Raw genomic sequence first — 17,014 nt, 5'->3', positions numbered from 1 at the left:
ACGACGATCACGCATCCTTTTATGTTTTTTAGAGGAACTGGAAGTCGTCGACCCCCAGCACAGAGGCATCAACACCCTCCAACAGAATGATCTGACCGTTCACATTGATCTGCGCGCCTTCATCTGCCTGGGTAATACCCAACGCATCCACAAAGCCCTGCAAACCATTGCCCCCGTTGCTGATGTTCACCTCGCCGGTATCGGGATTGACGATACGGATCAACAAGCGGTCCGTACCATCCTCGAAATCGGTAATAACATCAAGCTCACCGTCAACGAAGGCGCTGAAGACAAAGATATCCGCATCTGCGCCACCGGTCATGATGTCATTTCCAGCGCCGCCGTTGATCGTATCATTGCCGGTGCCGCCATCAATCACGTCGTTGCGCCCACCCCCAGCGAGGAAGTCATTGCCTGCCCCACCGCTGATGTCGTCATCGCCTTCACCGCCACCGATCTGATCATTACCAGCGCCGCCGTCGATCGTATCACGCCCGGCACCGCCGCCAATCTGATCGTTTCCGACCCCGCCATTAATCACATCGTTGCCAAAGCTACCAGAGATCGAGTCATTGCCGTCGCCGCCGTCCAGTGTGTCGTTGCCAGCACCACCAGCAACCACGTCAGCGCCAGTGCCGCCCGACAGTAAGTCGTCGCCAAAGCCACCACCCATGGTGTCGTTGCCATCGCCACCGTTCAGCGTGTCATTGCCCAGACCGCCCCCCAGAGAGTCATTGCCAGCGTCGCCGTTCACAACGTCATCGCCATCCCCGCCTGCAACAGTGTCATTGCCGTCACCACCGGACAGGGTGTCATTGCCAGCTTCGCCAAACAACGAGTCGCTGCCCAGCCCACCGGAAATACTATCGTCTCCGTCAAGGCCACCAATCAGATCATCGCCATCGCTACCGATCAGCGTGTCATTCTCATTGGTGGATACAGGCCCCTCTTCGACGTCATTGACTGTCAGGCTCAGTGACGCTGTGCCATCAGGGGTCCCACCAACACTCGCATCGTTCACAGTGACGGAAACATCGAGCTGCGCCTTGGTTTCAAAGTCAAGCGACGCACCAGCGCGCAGGAACAAGGCCGTTCCAACGATCTCGAACAGAGCCGCGTCAGCACCGACCAAGGCCAGAGTGTTGATGCCCTGCTCATCATCCGACACGACGATGTCCGCAACCTTGATCCGAGACGTGGTGTCAGCATCTTCGTCTACGTCTGTGGTTACATTTGCGAGCGTTACCACCGGCGCATCGTTCACCGCGTTCACCGTCACGGAAACCACGACCGTATCCGTGCCGCCGTTGCCATCCGTGACCGAGACCGTGAAGGCATCCGTACCGTTGAAATCGGCATCCGGCGTATAGGTGTAGCCGCCATTGGCCGAGACCGTCACCGATCCGTTCGCCGGGGCACCGCCCGAGGCCAGCGCAAAGCTCAGGCTGTCGCCGTCCACATCCGTGGCCGTCACCGTCCCAGAGATCGCCTGATCCTCACCCGTGCTGATCGCCGCGTCCGCCTGCGCCACCGGCGCATCATTGACCGCGTTCACCGTCACGGAAACCACAACCGTATCCGTGCCGCCGTTGCCATCCGTGACCGAGACCGTGAAGGCATCCGTCCCGTTGAAATCGGCATCCGGCGTATAGGTGTAGCCGCCATTGGCCGAGACCGTCACCGATCCGTTCGCCGGGGCACCGCCCGAGGCCAGCGCAAAGCTCAGGCTGTCGCCGTCCACATCCGTGGCCGTCACCGTCCCAGAGATCGCCTGATCCTCACCCGTGCTGATCGCCGCGTCCGCCTGCGCCACCGGCGCATCATTGACCGCGTTCACCGTCACGGAAACCACGACCGTATCCGTACCGCCGTTCCCATCCGTGACCGAGACCGTGAAGGCATCCGTCCCGTTGAAATCGGCATCCGGCGTATAGGTGTAGCCGCCATTGGCCGAGACCGTCACCGATCCGTTCGCCGGGGCACCGCCCGAGGCCAGCGCAAAGCTCAGGCTGTCGCCGTCCACATCCGTGGCCGTCACCGTCCCAGAGATCGCCTGATCCTCACCCGTGCTGATCGCCGCGTCCGCCTGCGCCACCGGCGCATCATTGACCGCGTTCACCGTCACGGAAACCACAACCGTATCCGTGCCGCCGTTGCCATCCGTGACCGAGACCGTGAAGGCATCCGTCCCGTTGAAATCGGCATCCGGCGTATAGGTGTAGCCGCCATTGGCCGAGACCGTCACCGATCCGTTCGCCGGGGCACCGCCCGTGGCCAGCGCAAAGCTCAGGCTGTCGCCGTCCACATCCGTGGCCGTCACCGTCCCAGAGATCGCCTGATCCTCACCCGTGCTGATCGCCGCATCCGCCTGCGCCACCGGCGCATCGTTCACCGCGTTCACCGTCACATTGACCACGACCGTATCGGTGCCGCCGTTGCCATCCGTGACCGAGACCGTGAAGGCATCCGTCCCGTTGAAATCGGCATCCGGCGTGTAGGTATAGCCACCATTGGCCGAGATCGTCACCGATCCGTTCGCCGGGGCACCGCCCGTGGCCAGCGCAAAGCTCAGGCTGTCGCCGTCCACATCCGTGGCCGTCACCGTCCCAGAGATCGCCTGATCCTCACCCGTGCTGATCGCCGCATCCGCCTGCGCCACCGGCGCATCGTTCACCGCGTTCACCGTCACATTGACCACGACCGTATCCGTGCCGCCGTTGCCATCCGTGACCGAGACCGTAAAGGCATCCGTCCCGTTGAAATCGGCATCCGGCGTATAGGTGTAGCCGCCATTGGCCGAGACCGTCACCGATCCGTTCGCCGGGGCACCGCCCGTGGCCAGCGCAAAGCTCAGGCTGTCGCCGTCCACATCCGTGGCCGTCACCGTCCCAGAGATCGCCTGATCCTCACCCGTGCTGATCGCCGCATCCGCCTGCGCCACCGGCGCATCGTTCACCGGCAACAGATCCAGCGTGGCGCTTGCTGTGGCCGTCAACAGCCCGTCCGACACTGTGTAGGAGAATGTCACATCCCCATTGTCATTCAGGTCAGGCGTATACGTCCAAGTGCCATCCTCATTGTCGACCAGAGATCCATTGCCGCTGGTCAGAGCCAGAGCCGTGATCTCGAGCACGGCACCCGTATCGACATCGCTGGCACCTGACAAAAGCTGCGCTTCGGTGATGATCCGAACCGTGTCTTCATTGGATGCAAGAAGCGTGACTTGTACGGCTGTCGGCGCGTCATTATCGCCGGTCACCTGCACAGTTACGGTTGTTGTCGATTGTGCCGAACCGCTGTCTTGGACGGTATATTGGAACGTCGCTGTCGAGGTCACACCCGCAGCCAGACTATCCGGCGCGGTGAGCGTGTAATCGCCATTGGCGCTGAGGTTCACCACGACCCCGTCAATCGTCGTGATCCGGAACCCGTCAGCCGTTGCAACCGCAGTCGCTGTGACAGAGCTGCTGGCGTCCACAATGGTCGGGATGTCGTTGATATCGACATCCGTATCATTCGCGAGAAGATTGCCCGTCACAGAGGCGGCCGTATCTTCTGTCGCGGTGATTGTGTCAGGCGCAGCCAGGATCGCGTCGTTGACACCCGTGATAGTGACCGAAACCGTGGCCGTATCCGTGCCACCATTCCCATCACTGACCGTGTAGGTAAAGCTGTCGACCGCAGTCTCGCCCGCCGCCAGTTCATTGAACCGAGCGGTGGAAGAGGTGAGGTTATAGAACAGCTGCCCATTGGACTGCAGCGTCACCTCAGCGCCCCAATCGGTTGTGATGACACCGGCAGACGCGCCGACGGTTGCCGATCCACCAACAGGCTGCGCCCCATCCGCCAGATCCGCCAGCGCAGTTACGCTGAGCGTGTCATTTTCGGGATCGCTGTCTGCCGTGCCGATGCTCAACACGTTGAAGGCAGACGCGAACGATCCCTCGGTCACACCAAAGGCATCATTGACGGCAATCGGGCTGTCGTTCGTTGCCGTGATAGAGACCGAAATGGTCTGCTGCTCGGCGGCAGCCCCATCACCATCCGTCAGATCGAGCGTGATCTCGCGCGATGCAACGGGCGTGGCGTCGGTGGTCGCATAGCTTAGCGCGTTGATCACCGCCTGCACATCCGCCGCAAAGGCCGCGGCAAGGAAGCTGACCGAAAGCGTGGCAGTGCCTTGGCCCGTTACCGTGCCGACCTGCGTGCCGCCGACCGAAACCGCACCATCCACAACGCTGACGCTGCCAGAGGTGTCAAGATCAAGAAGGTCGGTCGCATCGCCGTCCACCACAGAGGCCGTGAAGGTGCCGGTGTCATAATCCAGACCATCCACATCGGTCAGACTGGCCTGAGCCGCGACCAGTGTCGCAACAGGCGCGGCTGCATCGACCGCTTCGACATGGGTCGCCGCAAGTTGGCTCGACACATCAATCTCGGTCGCATCGTTCACAGCTGTAACCGTAACATCGACAACCTGCGTGACAGACCCACCCAGACCGTCCGAGACCGTCACAGTAAAGCTGTCCACGCCGTTGAAGTTCGCATCGGGCGTATAGCTCCAGCTGCCGGTGTTCGGGTCTACGGTAACGCTCCCGTTTGCGGCGCTATCGCCATCCTCGATGGAGAACCCGAGGGTCGCCCCATCATCCACATCATCCGCCACAATCGTGCCGGTGATTGCACCCTCATCTTCTGCCCCGGTGCCGGTGATGTCCGACTCGGCCACCACAATAACTGGCGCATCATTGGTGCCGCGCACTGTGAAGGTGATCGTGCCCGTATTGTCGCTCAGCCCCTCGCTGTCAGTGACGGTAAAGCTCACCACAACCGAGATTTCTTCATCGACATCCAGCGACTGATAGACCTCTGTCGCCGCGTTAACACTGAATGCCCCTGTCTCGCCGCTATAGGAGATACCTGCCTCGGCCTGCGTGACCACATTGCCCTCGACGGTCACACCGTCGATGGACAGAGAGGACGGATCAATGTTGCCATCCACATCGGACGCAAAGACCGACAGCGGAATCTCACCAAAGGCTTCGCCAAACTCTGAAACGACGATGCCGTTAAAGACTTCGTCCTCGATCACAACCGGGAAGGTTTCTGCCGGAACCTGATTGGCAACAGGTGCCTCGTTCACATCCGTCACCGTCAGGGTGAAGTCTGTGGTTGCGTCTGGCGTATCGCCAACCGTCCCGTCATCGACCTCGACAGTAACGTTAAAGCTATTGTCCGCCCCTGCATCGGCTGGAGCCTCGAAATTCGGAGCCTCCCCAACGTAATGCAGCTCAAGCCCGGTATCCGTGCTCACCACCGCGAAGAAGGCAGCATCCGCCCCAGTCAACGTAACACCGTTTACCCCAAGAGCATCGTCCGTGATGGTGATATCCGCCACTTTGATGCCGGACCCGATGACCGAATTTTCAGCCAAGGTCGCCGTCGTGTTGTCAAGGCTGACCGCTGTGGGGGCCTCGTTCACATCCGTCACTGTGATTGCAAACGCCTGTTCCGTCATGTTGGTGCCATCAAAGGCCTCAACCACAACATTATAGATGTTGTTGCCACCGATATCGGTCGGCATCTCGAAATCAGGTGCGCTGATAAATTCGAGCGTATAAACCCCCTCGTCCTCAACAACGCGGAACGCCGCCTGATCATCCCCACCAACGATGGTAAAGCTGATACCAGATTGATCGGTGTCTACATCGGTTGCAGACAACCGAACGACAGAGGTTTCATTCTCCGCCACGCTTTGTGCGGCGTTGATTGCAAACACAGGTGCCGTGTCATTCGCATCCAAAATCGTGATCGTGAAGTCTTCGGTCGAAATGGAACCGTCCGCGCTCATCGCCTGCACAGTGATCGTATGGCTTTCTGCGGTTTCGAAATCCGGGCGCGGGGCCATGGCTGCTGTCGAAAGACGCACTTCGCCTGTCGCTGCATCAATCTCGAAAATCCCACCGGCGCTATCGGTCAAGCTATAGGTAACGCCATTGGTGGTTGCATCTGCATCAGAGGCGGACGCCACGATACCGACCAGAGTACCGGGGCCTGCGTTTTCAGAAACCTCATTCGCAGCGGCATTGCTATCCACCGGCGTGCTCACGTCGAACTCATTCACATCATTGATCGTGATTGTGAACGTCGAGGTGACACTTGCCGCACCATTGGCCGGTGTTGCCTCGACGTCGATGGTCAGAGAGCTGCCTGTCTCCCGGTCGATGTTTGCGCCCGAGGCGACGGACACAACGCCCGTTTCGGCATCAATGACAAAGTCTGCGGCACCAGTGCCCCCGACGATGGCATAGGTTATTGCGCCAGATGTAATATCCGCATCGGTTGAGGCGGCGGTAATTCCGACCGTCCCCAATGCGGCATTCTCATCAACGCTCCCACCCGCCACACCGTCTGCATCCACCGGAGCCGTGGTCAGGTTATCGTCCACATCCGTGACGTTGACGGTGATCTCTTGCGTATCGGTGCCACCGTTGCCGTCGCTGACCGTCACGGTCAGAACATGCTCAACCTCCGTTTCCGCATCCAGCGATTGACCCGCCACAAGTGAGATGTCGCCTGTGGTGGCATCAATCTCAAAGAGACCAGCATCGTTCCCTGCAGAAATGCTGTAGCTCAGCACATCGCTCAGATCGACATCTGTTCCCGAAGCGGTCGCAATGACCGTGGCTGCATCAAGATCCTCTGCAACCGTGACCCCATCCGCCGCCGAGGCGACAGGGCTGTCATTGGTGCCGGTGATCGTGATCGTCACGGTCTGAGTGTCGGTTGCACTGTCAGTCTCGGACAGGTCGTCTGCGGTCAGTGTATAGGTGACCACCAGCGTCTCACCCGCAGCGAGGAAATCGAACGCCGCATCGCCAGAGGCGCCCGATGCAAAGGCCCAGGTAAAGTCAGAGCCAGTGCCATCCGCACCCAAAACCACGGTGTCGCCAAAGCCGGATTCAGCCGCAGTACCCGCCGCCAGTTGCATCATCGCGGCAAGTGCCGCGCTGTCCAAAGGCACGGTGCCCGCAAAGGTCCCACCAGATACCACCGCCCCGGTCACCGAAACGGTCACCTCATCCCGCGTATCTTCATCGGAAACCGACAGCGTGCCAGAGGTCGTGATGGCAGCATCCATCGCCCCATCCGCAGCCTCAGTTGCGGCACCTGAAATCGCCAGACCGCCCCCAAGGCCCCGGCAATCACCGGTGCATCATTGGTTCCGACAATTGCAATCGAAACCCGCTGAACAACCGATCCCCCATCACCATCGTTGACGGTGATGTCATAGACCTGCGGGCTGGTGCCGAGCGCTTCACCTTCGGCCAGCGCATTGAGCGTGGCATCGGGAATGCTGAAGGTCCATGTGAATGTCCCCTCATCCACGGTTTCGCCCGAGGGTGAAAACTGGATCGTTCCCACAAAACCCGGCGCAAGTGCCGCAAAGCCAAAGCTGGGGATGCCATTACTGTCGACATCGGCAAACGAAATGGTGCCAGACACGACAACCAGATCGCCCTCGTCCGCCTCCGCCTGCTCCTTGGCGGCCACATTCACCACACCTTGGTCAACCTCAGGATCGGTTCCGGTAATGGTCGGGTTATCGTTCACACCATCAATGTTGATCACCAGCCCGGTCTCTGACGTGGCCCCTTGCGGGTCTGTCGCGCGCAGCGTGGTCGTGATGACGGGGTTCTGATCAGCACGCAGACTGTTGATACCCGCATCATTCGGCTCAAAGCTGTAAGCGCCACTCGATTGCACCGTCAGCGTGCCCAATTCCACACCATTCAGCGGGGCTTCGGTCACGACCGCGTTGCCGACACGATCAAAGTAGAAGGTTTGCGATGTGGCACCTTCTGCAACTTCCTGCCCTGCAATCGAATACACCATCGCGTCCACATGCCCGCTGTCGCGGTCTGTGGCAGACAGAGTCCCCCTTGTGCTGCAAAATCATCCGCAGCGGCTGTGTCGGTGATGTTGATGGCATCGACCGAGGCCAGTTCCGGCGTGTCATTGGCCGGGGTGATATCCACCGTCAACGTCGCGGTATCGAACGCACCGTGCTCATCCGTCACAACAATCGTGAAGGTCTCATTCGGTTCGGCATCTGCGGCCAGCCCCTGCAACTTTGCCGCATCAGGCGTGTAAGTATAGCTGCCATCAGACAAGACCGTCAGCGTCCCATACTTACCCTCTAGGGAAGTCTCGCCCATTACGGGTTCTTGGCCGCTGATCGCATAGGTCAGAACCGCCCCATTATCGACATCCGACCCAACCAGCGTATCCGAAACCGAAGACAGCGTGTCATCGCCAGCCGTATCGACAATCGCCGGTGCTGTTGTCACGTCCTCCAGAACCGGGCCGTCATTTGCCCCGGTGATGGTGATCGTCGCGGTCTGAGAGACCTCGCCGCCATTTCCATCCGTCACCGTGTAGCTATAGGTGATCACTTCGCTCTCACCCACCGCCAGTGCGGTGTAGGCATCGGGATCAACCGTCAGGCTGTTGCCATCCATAGACACCGTCACGCCGCTGTCGTCACCGCTGTCAAGCGTCAGGCCGGACACAGTGAGCACGTCGCCCGTGTCGACATCCGACGCACCGCTCAGGAGATTGACGGTAAAGCCCTCTGCATCCTCGGTCTGCTCTGCCGATACAGGCCCCTCCACAACCGGCGCATCGTTAACCGGGTTCACCGTGATCGTCACCGTGTCGATGTCGGTCAGTGCGCCACCCTCGCCGGTGCTGCCGCCATCATCCGTGCTCATGGTCAAGGTCACATCGCCATTCGCATCCTGCGCGGGCGTAAAGACCGGAGTGGTTTCAGTCGCCAGATAAGCGTTGATATCCGCCAACGTCCCGGTCAGCGTGATCGAATTCGTCCCCGACCCCGCAACCGTAACCGAACCAGCATCCAACGCCGCAATCGTGCCTGCGCCGTCTGCGACCGCAAGGGTCACGGTAATCGTACCCTCAACGGCGTCTACATCCGACACTGACAACCCGGTCAGCGCCACAGCGGTATCCTCGTCCGTGCTCAGGGGCTCGGGCACGGTGTTCACCGGAGCATCGTTGACCGCGTTGACCGTGACGCTGACCTCTACTGTATCGGTGCCGCCATTGCCGTCGGAAACCGCGACCGTAAAGGCATCCGTCCCGTTGAAATCGGCATTCGGAACATAGGTGTAGGTGCCATCTGTGTTCACGGTGACAGACCCGTTCTCCGGGCTACCACCATCCGCAAGCGCAAAGCTCAGCTCGTCGCCGTCCACATCCGTGGCCAGCACCGTGCCGGAAATTCCCACCGCATCCTCATTGCCGCTGATCTCAACGTCAGACTCAGCAACATTGATAACCGGCAGGTCATTCGTGCCAGTGATGGTAAAGGTGATGTCTTGTGTATCGGTGCCGCCGTTGTTGTCCTCAACCGTCACCGTATAGGTGATGCTCAGAACTTCTCCGGCAGCGAGGAAATCAAACTGCCCATCGGTGATTTCAAACGACCAACCAACCGTGTTGCCAACCGCATCAGAGGCGTTCGCCGCCGTGGCATCGAAGGACAGGGAACCTGTGGGTCCTTCATAGGCTTCATCAACCTCAGAATCCAATGCAACCGAGGTCACTTCCGCCGTAACGGTATGGGTATCTGCACCACCCGCGCCCCCGCTGGCCGGCAAGGTCGAGGTATCGGCATCGTCGAAGCTGATGGTGCCGGTCAGCGTCTGCGTAGTCACAGACCCGCTGGCGACATCACCCTGATCTTCGGTCAGGGCTAGGTCGCCGGTTGCCGCGGTGATGACTGGCGCGTCATTCGTGCCGGTAAAGGTCAGCACGATATTGCGGCTCGTGGTGGCCGTGCCATCCGAGATCGACACTTGGTAGGATTGGGTAAAGGTCTCGCCTTCAGTCAAAGTGTCGAGCACAAGATCATCGAGGTCGAAGCTATAGAACACCTCGCCAGCTTCAGCGACCGATGTGCCGGTCGGCGCAACAAAGCCCGCCGAGAATGTGCCGACATAATTCGCCAAAAGCGCGGCACCCTCACCAACGTCTTGCACAGGTTCAACTGTAACCTGAAGCGCCGAAAGATCGCCCGGATCAACGTCATTGAACGTGATAGAGCCATTTACAGTCGGGCGCGCGGCATTCTCGCCTGCGTCCAAATCCGGCAGCTCGGTCACAGAGGCTGCAAAATCATCCTCTTCCACGATATAGGGCGCATCATTCGCACCGGTGACACGGATGACCGTTGTCACTTCGTTATCGGTCGTGGTGGTGCCGTCCGGCGAGGTGGTTGTGACCGTATAGGTCAGCGCCACATCAATGAATTCACCAGTGTCCAAAGCGTCAAACACGGCGGCATTGCGGTCAAAGATGACAACCCCGTTCAAGGCGTCGCTAAGGTCAAACGCCGCTTGGGCATCCGACGCAACAAATCCTGTGGGGATATTGCCCGAGGCGGACACGCTGGTTGTCCCGGTGATCGCGCGGGTGTCGTTGGCGTCCAGTTCGGTGACCGTGGTTACCCAGATTTCATCATCGCTATCGTCACCAGTGCCCAGCAGGTTGACGGTAACGGTCGCTTCAGGTGTCAGTGCAACCTGATCCAAAACGCTGTTCTCGTCGATGACCAGCGCGTCACCTTCGGCAAACTCATTCCTCTCATCGGCCAGAACAACCGGCGCATCATTGGTGCCGGTGATCGTGATCGTGACTTTTTGAACGGCAGAGACCGAATTTTCATTGCCGTCCTCATCCGTGCCGTCAAACGCCCCGCCATCATTCACGGTGACATCATAAACCACCGTCAGCGTCTCACCGGCCCCTAGGAAATCGGCAAGGCTATCAGCAAGGCTAAAGCTCCAGTCGACTTGCCGCGGATCACCAAGGTTGATGGCAGCAGCAAAGGCCGCATCCAGCGCCGCCTCTAGGCCCTCGCGCAGCGGCGTCACATCCGACGCAGTGCCAAGATTGTCGGCCCCATTCACATCCGTCCATGTCACAGACACGCGGCTCGCAGAAACGCTGTGCGCATCCGAAAGATCGGCATCGGCGATGCTCAACGTGCCTGCGGTAACCAGGGTTTCCCCCATCAGACCGGTTGATTCCGTCAACTCACCTGTGGCTGAATCCCCATCCCCGATCACAATCTCGGGCCGGTCATTGGTGCCGTTGACCCTGACGGTCACGGTTTCGGTGTCGGTCGCGTCGCCGTCATCGGCAGTCACGGTAAAGTTGAGCGTGATGCTCTCGCCCGCAGCAAGATAGTCGAACGTTTCGCTGCCGCTATCAAAGCTCCAGGTGATCTGACCGCTTGCATTGCCAGCATCCGTCTCAAGCGGGGTACCGCCGCTGATGGTCATCATGGCCTGAAGCGCCGCGTCATCCTCTTCAAAGCCGCCCAATGTGCCCGAAGCCGATACGGCAGTCACAGATATTGCAACCGAGTCATTCGCATCCACATCCGATACGGTCAGCGTGCCGCTGGCAGTCAGGTTTGCAGCATCGGATTCCAAAACGTTGCCCAAGGTTGAATCCGGACCCAACGGACCCGACAATTCACCCCCGAAGAGTTCAATCACAGGGGCATCATTGCTGCCGGTCACAGTAACTGTGACGGTATCCTCAGAATATCCACCCAGCCCATCGGCCACGCGCACAGTGAAGGTGTCGGTAACTACGACACCCGCGGCGAGCGCCTGCGTGTCTTCGTCGCGATCGTCCAACTGATAGGACCACTCACCATCGCTGTTCAAAACAAGGAAACCATAGGTGCCAACGGCCTCGGCGGCGGAACCATTGGCCACGGAATGCTCGATTGCCTCGCCGTTCACCCCGGTGATCGACCAGATCACCTGATCCGTACCTCCGGTGTCAACATCCGACACCGAGAAGCTGCCAGAGGCGTCCGGATCACCCGAGGAGAGTGGCCCCTCGGGCTCAAGTTTTGGATCCGCGCTGCCGTCTTGCTCTGTGACCGAGGTATCGGCCCCCTCATTCGCAACGATCACCGGCGCATCATTGGTGCCGTTGATGGTGATCACCACATCTTGTGTGCTCGTTGCACCCCGGTCATCGGTCACGGTAACCGTGAAAGTCTCCGAGACGGATTCCGAGTCGTGAAGCGACTGAACCGCTTCGGCGGTGTTATCCAGCGTGAAGGTCCAATTGCCCGAAACATCTACCGCAAAACTGCCGTAAACCCCTTCAACTGTGAGGGAATCTGTCTGTGCTTGGCCAGCCATGGTATCAGCCCCAGCGCTCCAGATCAGATCGACCGGTGCATCCTCGGCATCCACATCATCCGCGCTCAGCGTGCCGGTTGCGGTGGTCGGTGGCGTATTGATGGCTTCGTTCTCGGCGTTGACGCCTGCCTCCTCGACCGTGCCAACGTCCTGCCCTTCGCCAAAGCTGATCACCGGCGTGTCATTCGCGCCCGTGATGTTGACGGTCAGCGTCGCGCTTGCCTCATTGCCCAGGCCACCGCCATTGTTGGCGATGGTATAGTCAAAAACCTCGGTTACAGCTTGATCGGCATTCAGCGCCTGTGTCGCGACCAGCGCGTTATCCAGCACGTAACGATAGCTGCCATCGGCACTGACAAAGAGCGACCCATAGGTGCCTGCGATCTCGGTTTCACCCTCGACGGCAACCGGTACGCTGGTTTCGCCAAAGGCGATCTCGCTCACAACCAAGGCTGCGGCTTCGCCATCATCGGCATCGGTCCAATTGCCATCCGCCGACAGATTGCCTGTGGCTTCTGCTGTGCCTTCACCACCATTCTCGACGCCGCCTGCTTCGACCACCGTGGTCGCGGCAGTGCTGCTGGCTCCGATCTGCGGCACGTCATTCGTGCCGGTAATGGTGATCGTCACAACCTGCGTATCGGTCGCGTTCGCGGTCTCGGAATCGTCCGTCGCCGTCAGCGTATATTCCAAAATCAGCGTTTCGCCCGCAGGCAGGAAATCAAACGGCGAGCTTTCCGGGTTGCCCGCGCTGAACTGCCAGGTGAAATCCGAGCCCGCAGTCGCATCCGCCGCCATCGCGGCAGTCTCGGAGCCGAGGAGGCCGACAGTGCCGTCGCCCGCCACGACCTCTAGCATCGCCAGCAGGGTGGTATTGTCGAGCGGGTTCGTGCCCGCAAAGCTGCCCGATGTCGCCACCGAGGACACTGCGACCGTCACCGTGTCGCTGGTGTCGATATCTGCCACGGTCAACGTGCCCGTCGCCGTCAGCGATTGGTCACTGCTGCCGTCATCGACAACCTCAGTCAGATCCGCCGAAACGGCCGTGCCGGAAATCACCGGCGCATCATTGCTGCCTTCAATGGTAACCACGATCCGCTGGACAAAGCTCAGGCCGCCAACAGTTTCGGTCGTCGTCACGTCATAGACCTGCGTGATGCTCTCGCCATCTGCCAGCGCATCGACAATCGCCATCTGGGCCGCCAGGGTCGTCGGATTGGTGATCGGTGCGCCGATGTTAAAGGTCCATTGCACCGTGCCATTGCCATCGCCCTGAATCGGATCAGAGAACCCCGCCTGGAACACCCCAAGGAAGGTGCCATTGGTGCTGGAAATATTCGACACCGTGACCGAGTGGCTATTGGCCACATCGTCGTCATGCACACCAAAGGTGCCGGTGGTGCCAAAGGGCGTGGCATTCTCGCCAAGCACCCCATCTTCGCGCTCGGTCACCGTTCCGGTCAGATCATTCTCACCCGGCACCAGTTCCGGCGCATCGTTCAGATCGGTCAGCGTGATCGACAGGACCGACGCCGTGGTATTGCCCGCGTTATCCGTACCGGTCACGGAAATATCAAAGCTCGGGCCGTTCTCTTCGAGGTCAAAGAACCCGCGCGCGGCCTCGGTGTCGATGATCTGGACCATGAAACCGTCCTCGCCATCGCTGACAATCTCGACATGTGCGTTAACCGCCGCTTCCCCTGTCAGGGCATAGGTCGTGCCATCAGCACCCGACAGCTTGGCCAGAACGATGGGCGTGCCAGTGGTCGCAGCATTCTGATCGGGGATTTCGGCAATCGTGACAGACTCGGTCTCAGAGGCTGTGCTCTCGGTGTCAATCGCGGTGCCGGTCGCCACTTCGGACACAGCAGAGATTACATTGCCTGCCACGTCCTGCGCCCCCGAGACACCCACTGTGATCGCGGCCAGATCGACATTCTGATCCACAACCGTATAGGTGATTGTCAGGCTCAAGCCATCCATCGACCATGCGCGCTCGGCTTCTGTAAAGCTGCTGGCAGACGCCGTATCCAGAGTGACCGTCGGATCAACAGCCGTATCCATCGCTTCGTTGAACGCAATCGTCAGCGTGACAGAGCCATCGACATCACCGTCAATCACGGTGCCTTCAACGCCAGAGCCCCCCGCGAGGGTCACGGTCGTAATCATCGGTGGGGCGGCGTTCAGATCAAAGCCATTTGACTGGGCCTGCGCCATATTGCCCGCCGTATCGGTCACCTCCAATGTAACCGAAAGCATGCCGTCGCTCAGCGCAGCCATTTGCAGGGGATCAAGCGAAATCGGGCTAAATGACTCGATGTCTAGCCCCTCAAAAACAACCGAACCACCGCCCGCGGATGTGATTGTCAACGTCCCTGTCGCATCCGCATCAATACCACTGAATGCAACCTGAATTGCCTCTCCTGCGTTGAAGGTCGAGTCGTCCACCCCTGCGCCCTCAAACGCGACAGAGAGGTTCGGCGCAGCATCGGCAGTCGTGTCAAGAGCAATGGTATCGCTTGCAGTTGCAACGTTGCCGTTTAGATCCTGCACCTCCACCGTCGCCGTCAGCGTGCCGTCGTCCAGAAAGTCAAGCGAGTTCGCCGGCAGGGTTACCGTGGCGATGCCATTTTCAATCGTGCCAAGGTCAAAGGGTAGAATAATGGTAGTAGTGCCATTCGATACTCTCACCTCACCCGCTGTCACATCGGGATCAATACCAGTCACGGTCAGCGTCTGATCGACATCGGTATCGGCAGCGTTCAAGAACGCATCGCCATGATCAAAAGCAACCGCAAGGTTGCTATCCGCATCGGCCGATGTATCCGAAAGCAGCACACCATCCGCGAAGCTGCCTGCAGTGACGGGCAAACCGCCGAAAGCACCAATCTGGGTAGCGCTCCCCCCCGATGGTGCTCGGGCCGTCAGGAAAACGTCCTGACCGCCGGTATTCTCCCAATAGAGCACCTCGACATTGTGCAGGCCTGCGGTGAGATTGACGACGGAAGATGTCGACCAACCAGGATTGATACCAGTGCCCGAAAATCGCTGCGCAACAATCACACCGTCGATAAACAGAACAAACCCATCATCAGCGTCGTGACCAAAGGTCCAGTTACCTCCTTCAAAGAAATCTACAACGCCTTTGAAGCGCACAGCAAAACCGTCCCCCGTCAATCCAGACAAATTGGGATCGAACAAGCTGACGGTCCCGGACGTAGTGGACGTAGTGGTGCCATTCAAAAGCTCAAATGCGAGCTCGTTCGTATTGATGGTGCCGGCGGACGTTGCGTATTCAACTGAAAAAGCCATTGGTGATGCTCCTGCTTTATTTTTTGATGCCGCGCTCTGCGGCGTGATCTGTGCTTACGCAAGCGGTGGGTGATGCCCCGCTTGCGCCATGAAATTTGAAATTATTGAGGGTCGCGCTTTGCCCGCGCGCGGATGGCAACATCTGCCAATTGGCCTAAGAAACCCGCACAATCGTCAACGTTAGCCATTGGGAATTCTCCTGATCGGTCAGTAAGGAACTGGTCCGGCGGCACCATGATGGAGGGCCGGGATAAGCGTGATGGAAGGACAAGGGACGCTGGACTGCCTGCTTCCGGACTAGCCCGGCAACAGGTCTGCCGTGGTCTTGCCTGCGTGATGTCTAAGGCTTGGCCCGTCGCGCGCGCCTGAGCTGGGGTCACTGTATAATGCCAAGGCATGGACCGAATTCGGCCCGCCAGTGGCATCTGCTGCTCCCGGGCTACCGCGTAACCCTCTGCACAAATTCACATGCAGCTTGGGTCTTACGGAAGATAGCCCTGAACCTTGGGCCATTGATCGATAGCTAGTAATTTCGTGCCTCCCCACCTGACGCCAAGTTCAGACTGAACTCCGGCCGCAGTCTTCCATCCGCATAAAGTGCCTAAGCACCTGAAAATGCGGGTTATTACCGTGTAATTTTTAGTGTTTTGTTTTGGTGCTGATGAATTCTAGGACAGTGATGAAAATCCATATCTTGAGATTGAAACAGTCGGTCACTCACACTCGAACATTGCTCAACGCTACGAAAGATACTCGTTAAGATCGAAAGATAGCTCACTCCACTCGAACGTAACCATTTCGCGCCCCAGCAAACAAGAATGAAACTTGCATTTGTTATGTTTTTTAAACAAAAAATGCTTTCTGAAACCCAAAACTTGCGAATTTTCAATTCTAAGGAAAGTTAAAAATTTGTTAATACCGCATAGGCTGAAAATCTTTTCTGAGAACCCGATGGGGCGTCCCCCCTGTCGTTTCGGGTCAATCGCTTTTTCAGTCACCAAAACACGCCTTGATTCAATGGATTAGAAACCCCTCTGAGATGTGCTTTGGTCCGTCAGCTCTCCCAGAACCTGTCAGGCCAGAGCTGTCTCTGCGCCCGCGCCATGCTGAAAGTTTGGCTTTACATATAAAAATCAGATACTTAATCAGGTTAGAAAAGAAACTACCTATGATTGTTCAGTGAACCGAAATAATCCACACGTCCGCCCAGGTTGTTTGGCGCATGATCAAGTACCGTTTTGGCATTATGATTAACACGAATTGCTGTCCGGCTGGGTCATATCTATTCGCCCCCCTATCGCGCCAGAGCATGAAGCATGAAAAAGCCATTCTTGGCATAGGATCGCAAGGTGCGGCCAACCGCCCGATACACATCCACGCTCCCCTGCCCCCCAAAGGGTCAAGCTGGGCGACCATTACGCCACACGCCGCAGGCTGATCGCGCTGCAAGC

General features: G+C 58.8%; 3 protein-coding genes. All 3 read right to left on the bottom strand.

The features are described 5' to 3' along the window. Positions 1 to 28: 28 nt before the first annotated feature. Genes ACLGGT_RS08330 through ACLGGT_RS08320 form a run of 3 tightly spaced genes read right to left on the bottom strand, consistent with a single transcriptional unit; the run spans position 29 to position 15,452 of the window. Positions 29 to 7,141, bottom strand: a complete 7,113-nt coding sequence (locus tag ACLGGT_RS08330; protein ID WP_437195666.1) for a beta strand repeat-containing protein — start codon at positions 7,139 to 7,141, stop codon at positions 29 to 31. Continuing rightward, on the bottom strand, positions 7,075 to 7,893 hold the full coding sequence (locus tag ACLGGT_RS08325; RefSeq protein ID WP_437195664.1) for a VCBS domain-containing protein: 819 nt from the start codon (positions 7,891 to 7,893) through the stop codon (positions 7,075 to 7,077). The genes ACLGGT_RS08330 and ACLGGT_RS08325 overlap by 67 nt, the downstream gene beginning before the upstream one ends. Then, positions 7,809 to 15,452: a VCBS domain-containing protein gene (locus tag ACLGGT_RS08320; RefSeq protein ID WP_437195662.1), complete on the bottom strand. Its 7,644-nt coding sequence runs from the start codon at positions 15,450 to 15,452 to the stop codon at positions 7,809 to 7,811. Before ACLGGT_RS08320 ends, ACLGGT_RS08325 begins: the two co-directional genes overlap by 85 nt. Positions 15,453 to 17,014 lie beyond the last annotated feature (1,562 nt).

The sequence above is a fragment of the Roseovarius sp. MS2 genome, from assembly GCF_051447875.1.
GTDB lineage: Bacteria > Pseudomonadota > Alphaproteobacteria > Rhodobacterales > Rhodobacteraceae > Roseovarius > Roseovarius mucosus_A.
Note: the sequence above shows the minus strand (reverse complement) of the source record. Positions and strands in the feature narration are given on the sequence as shown.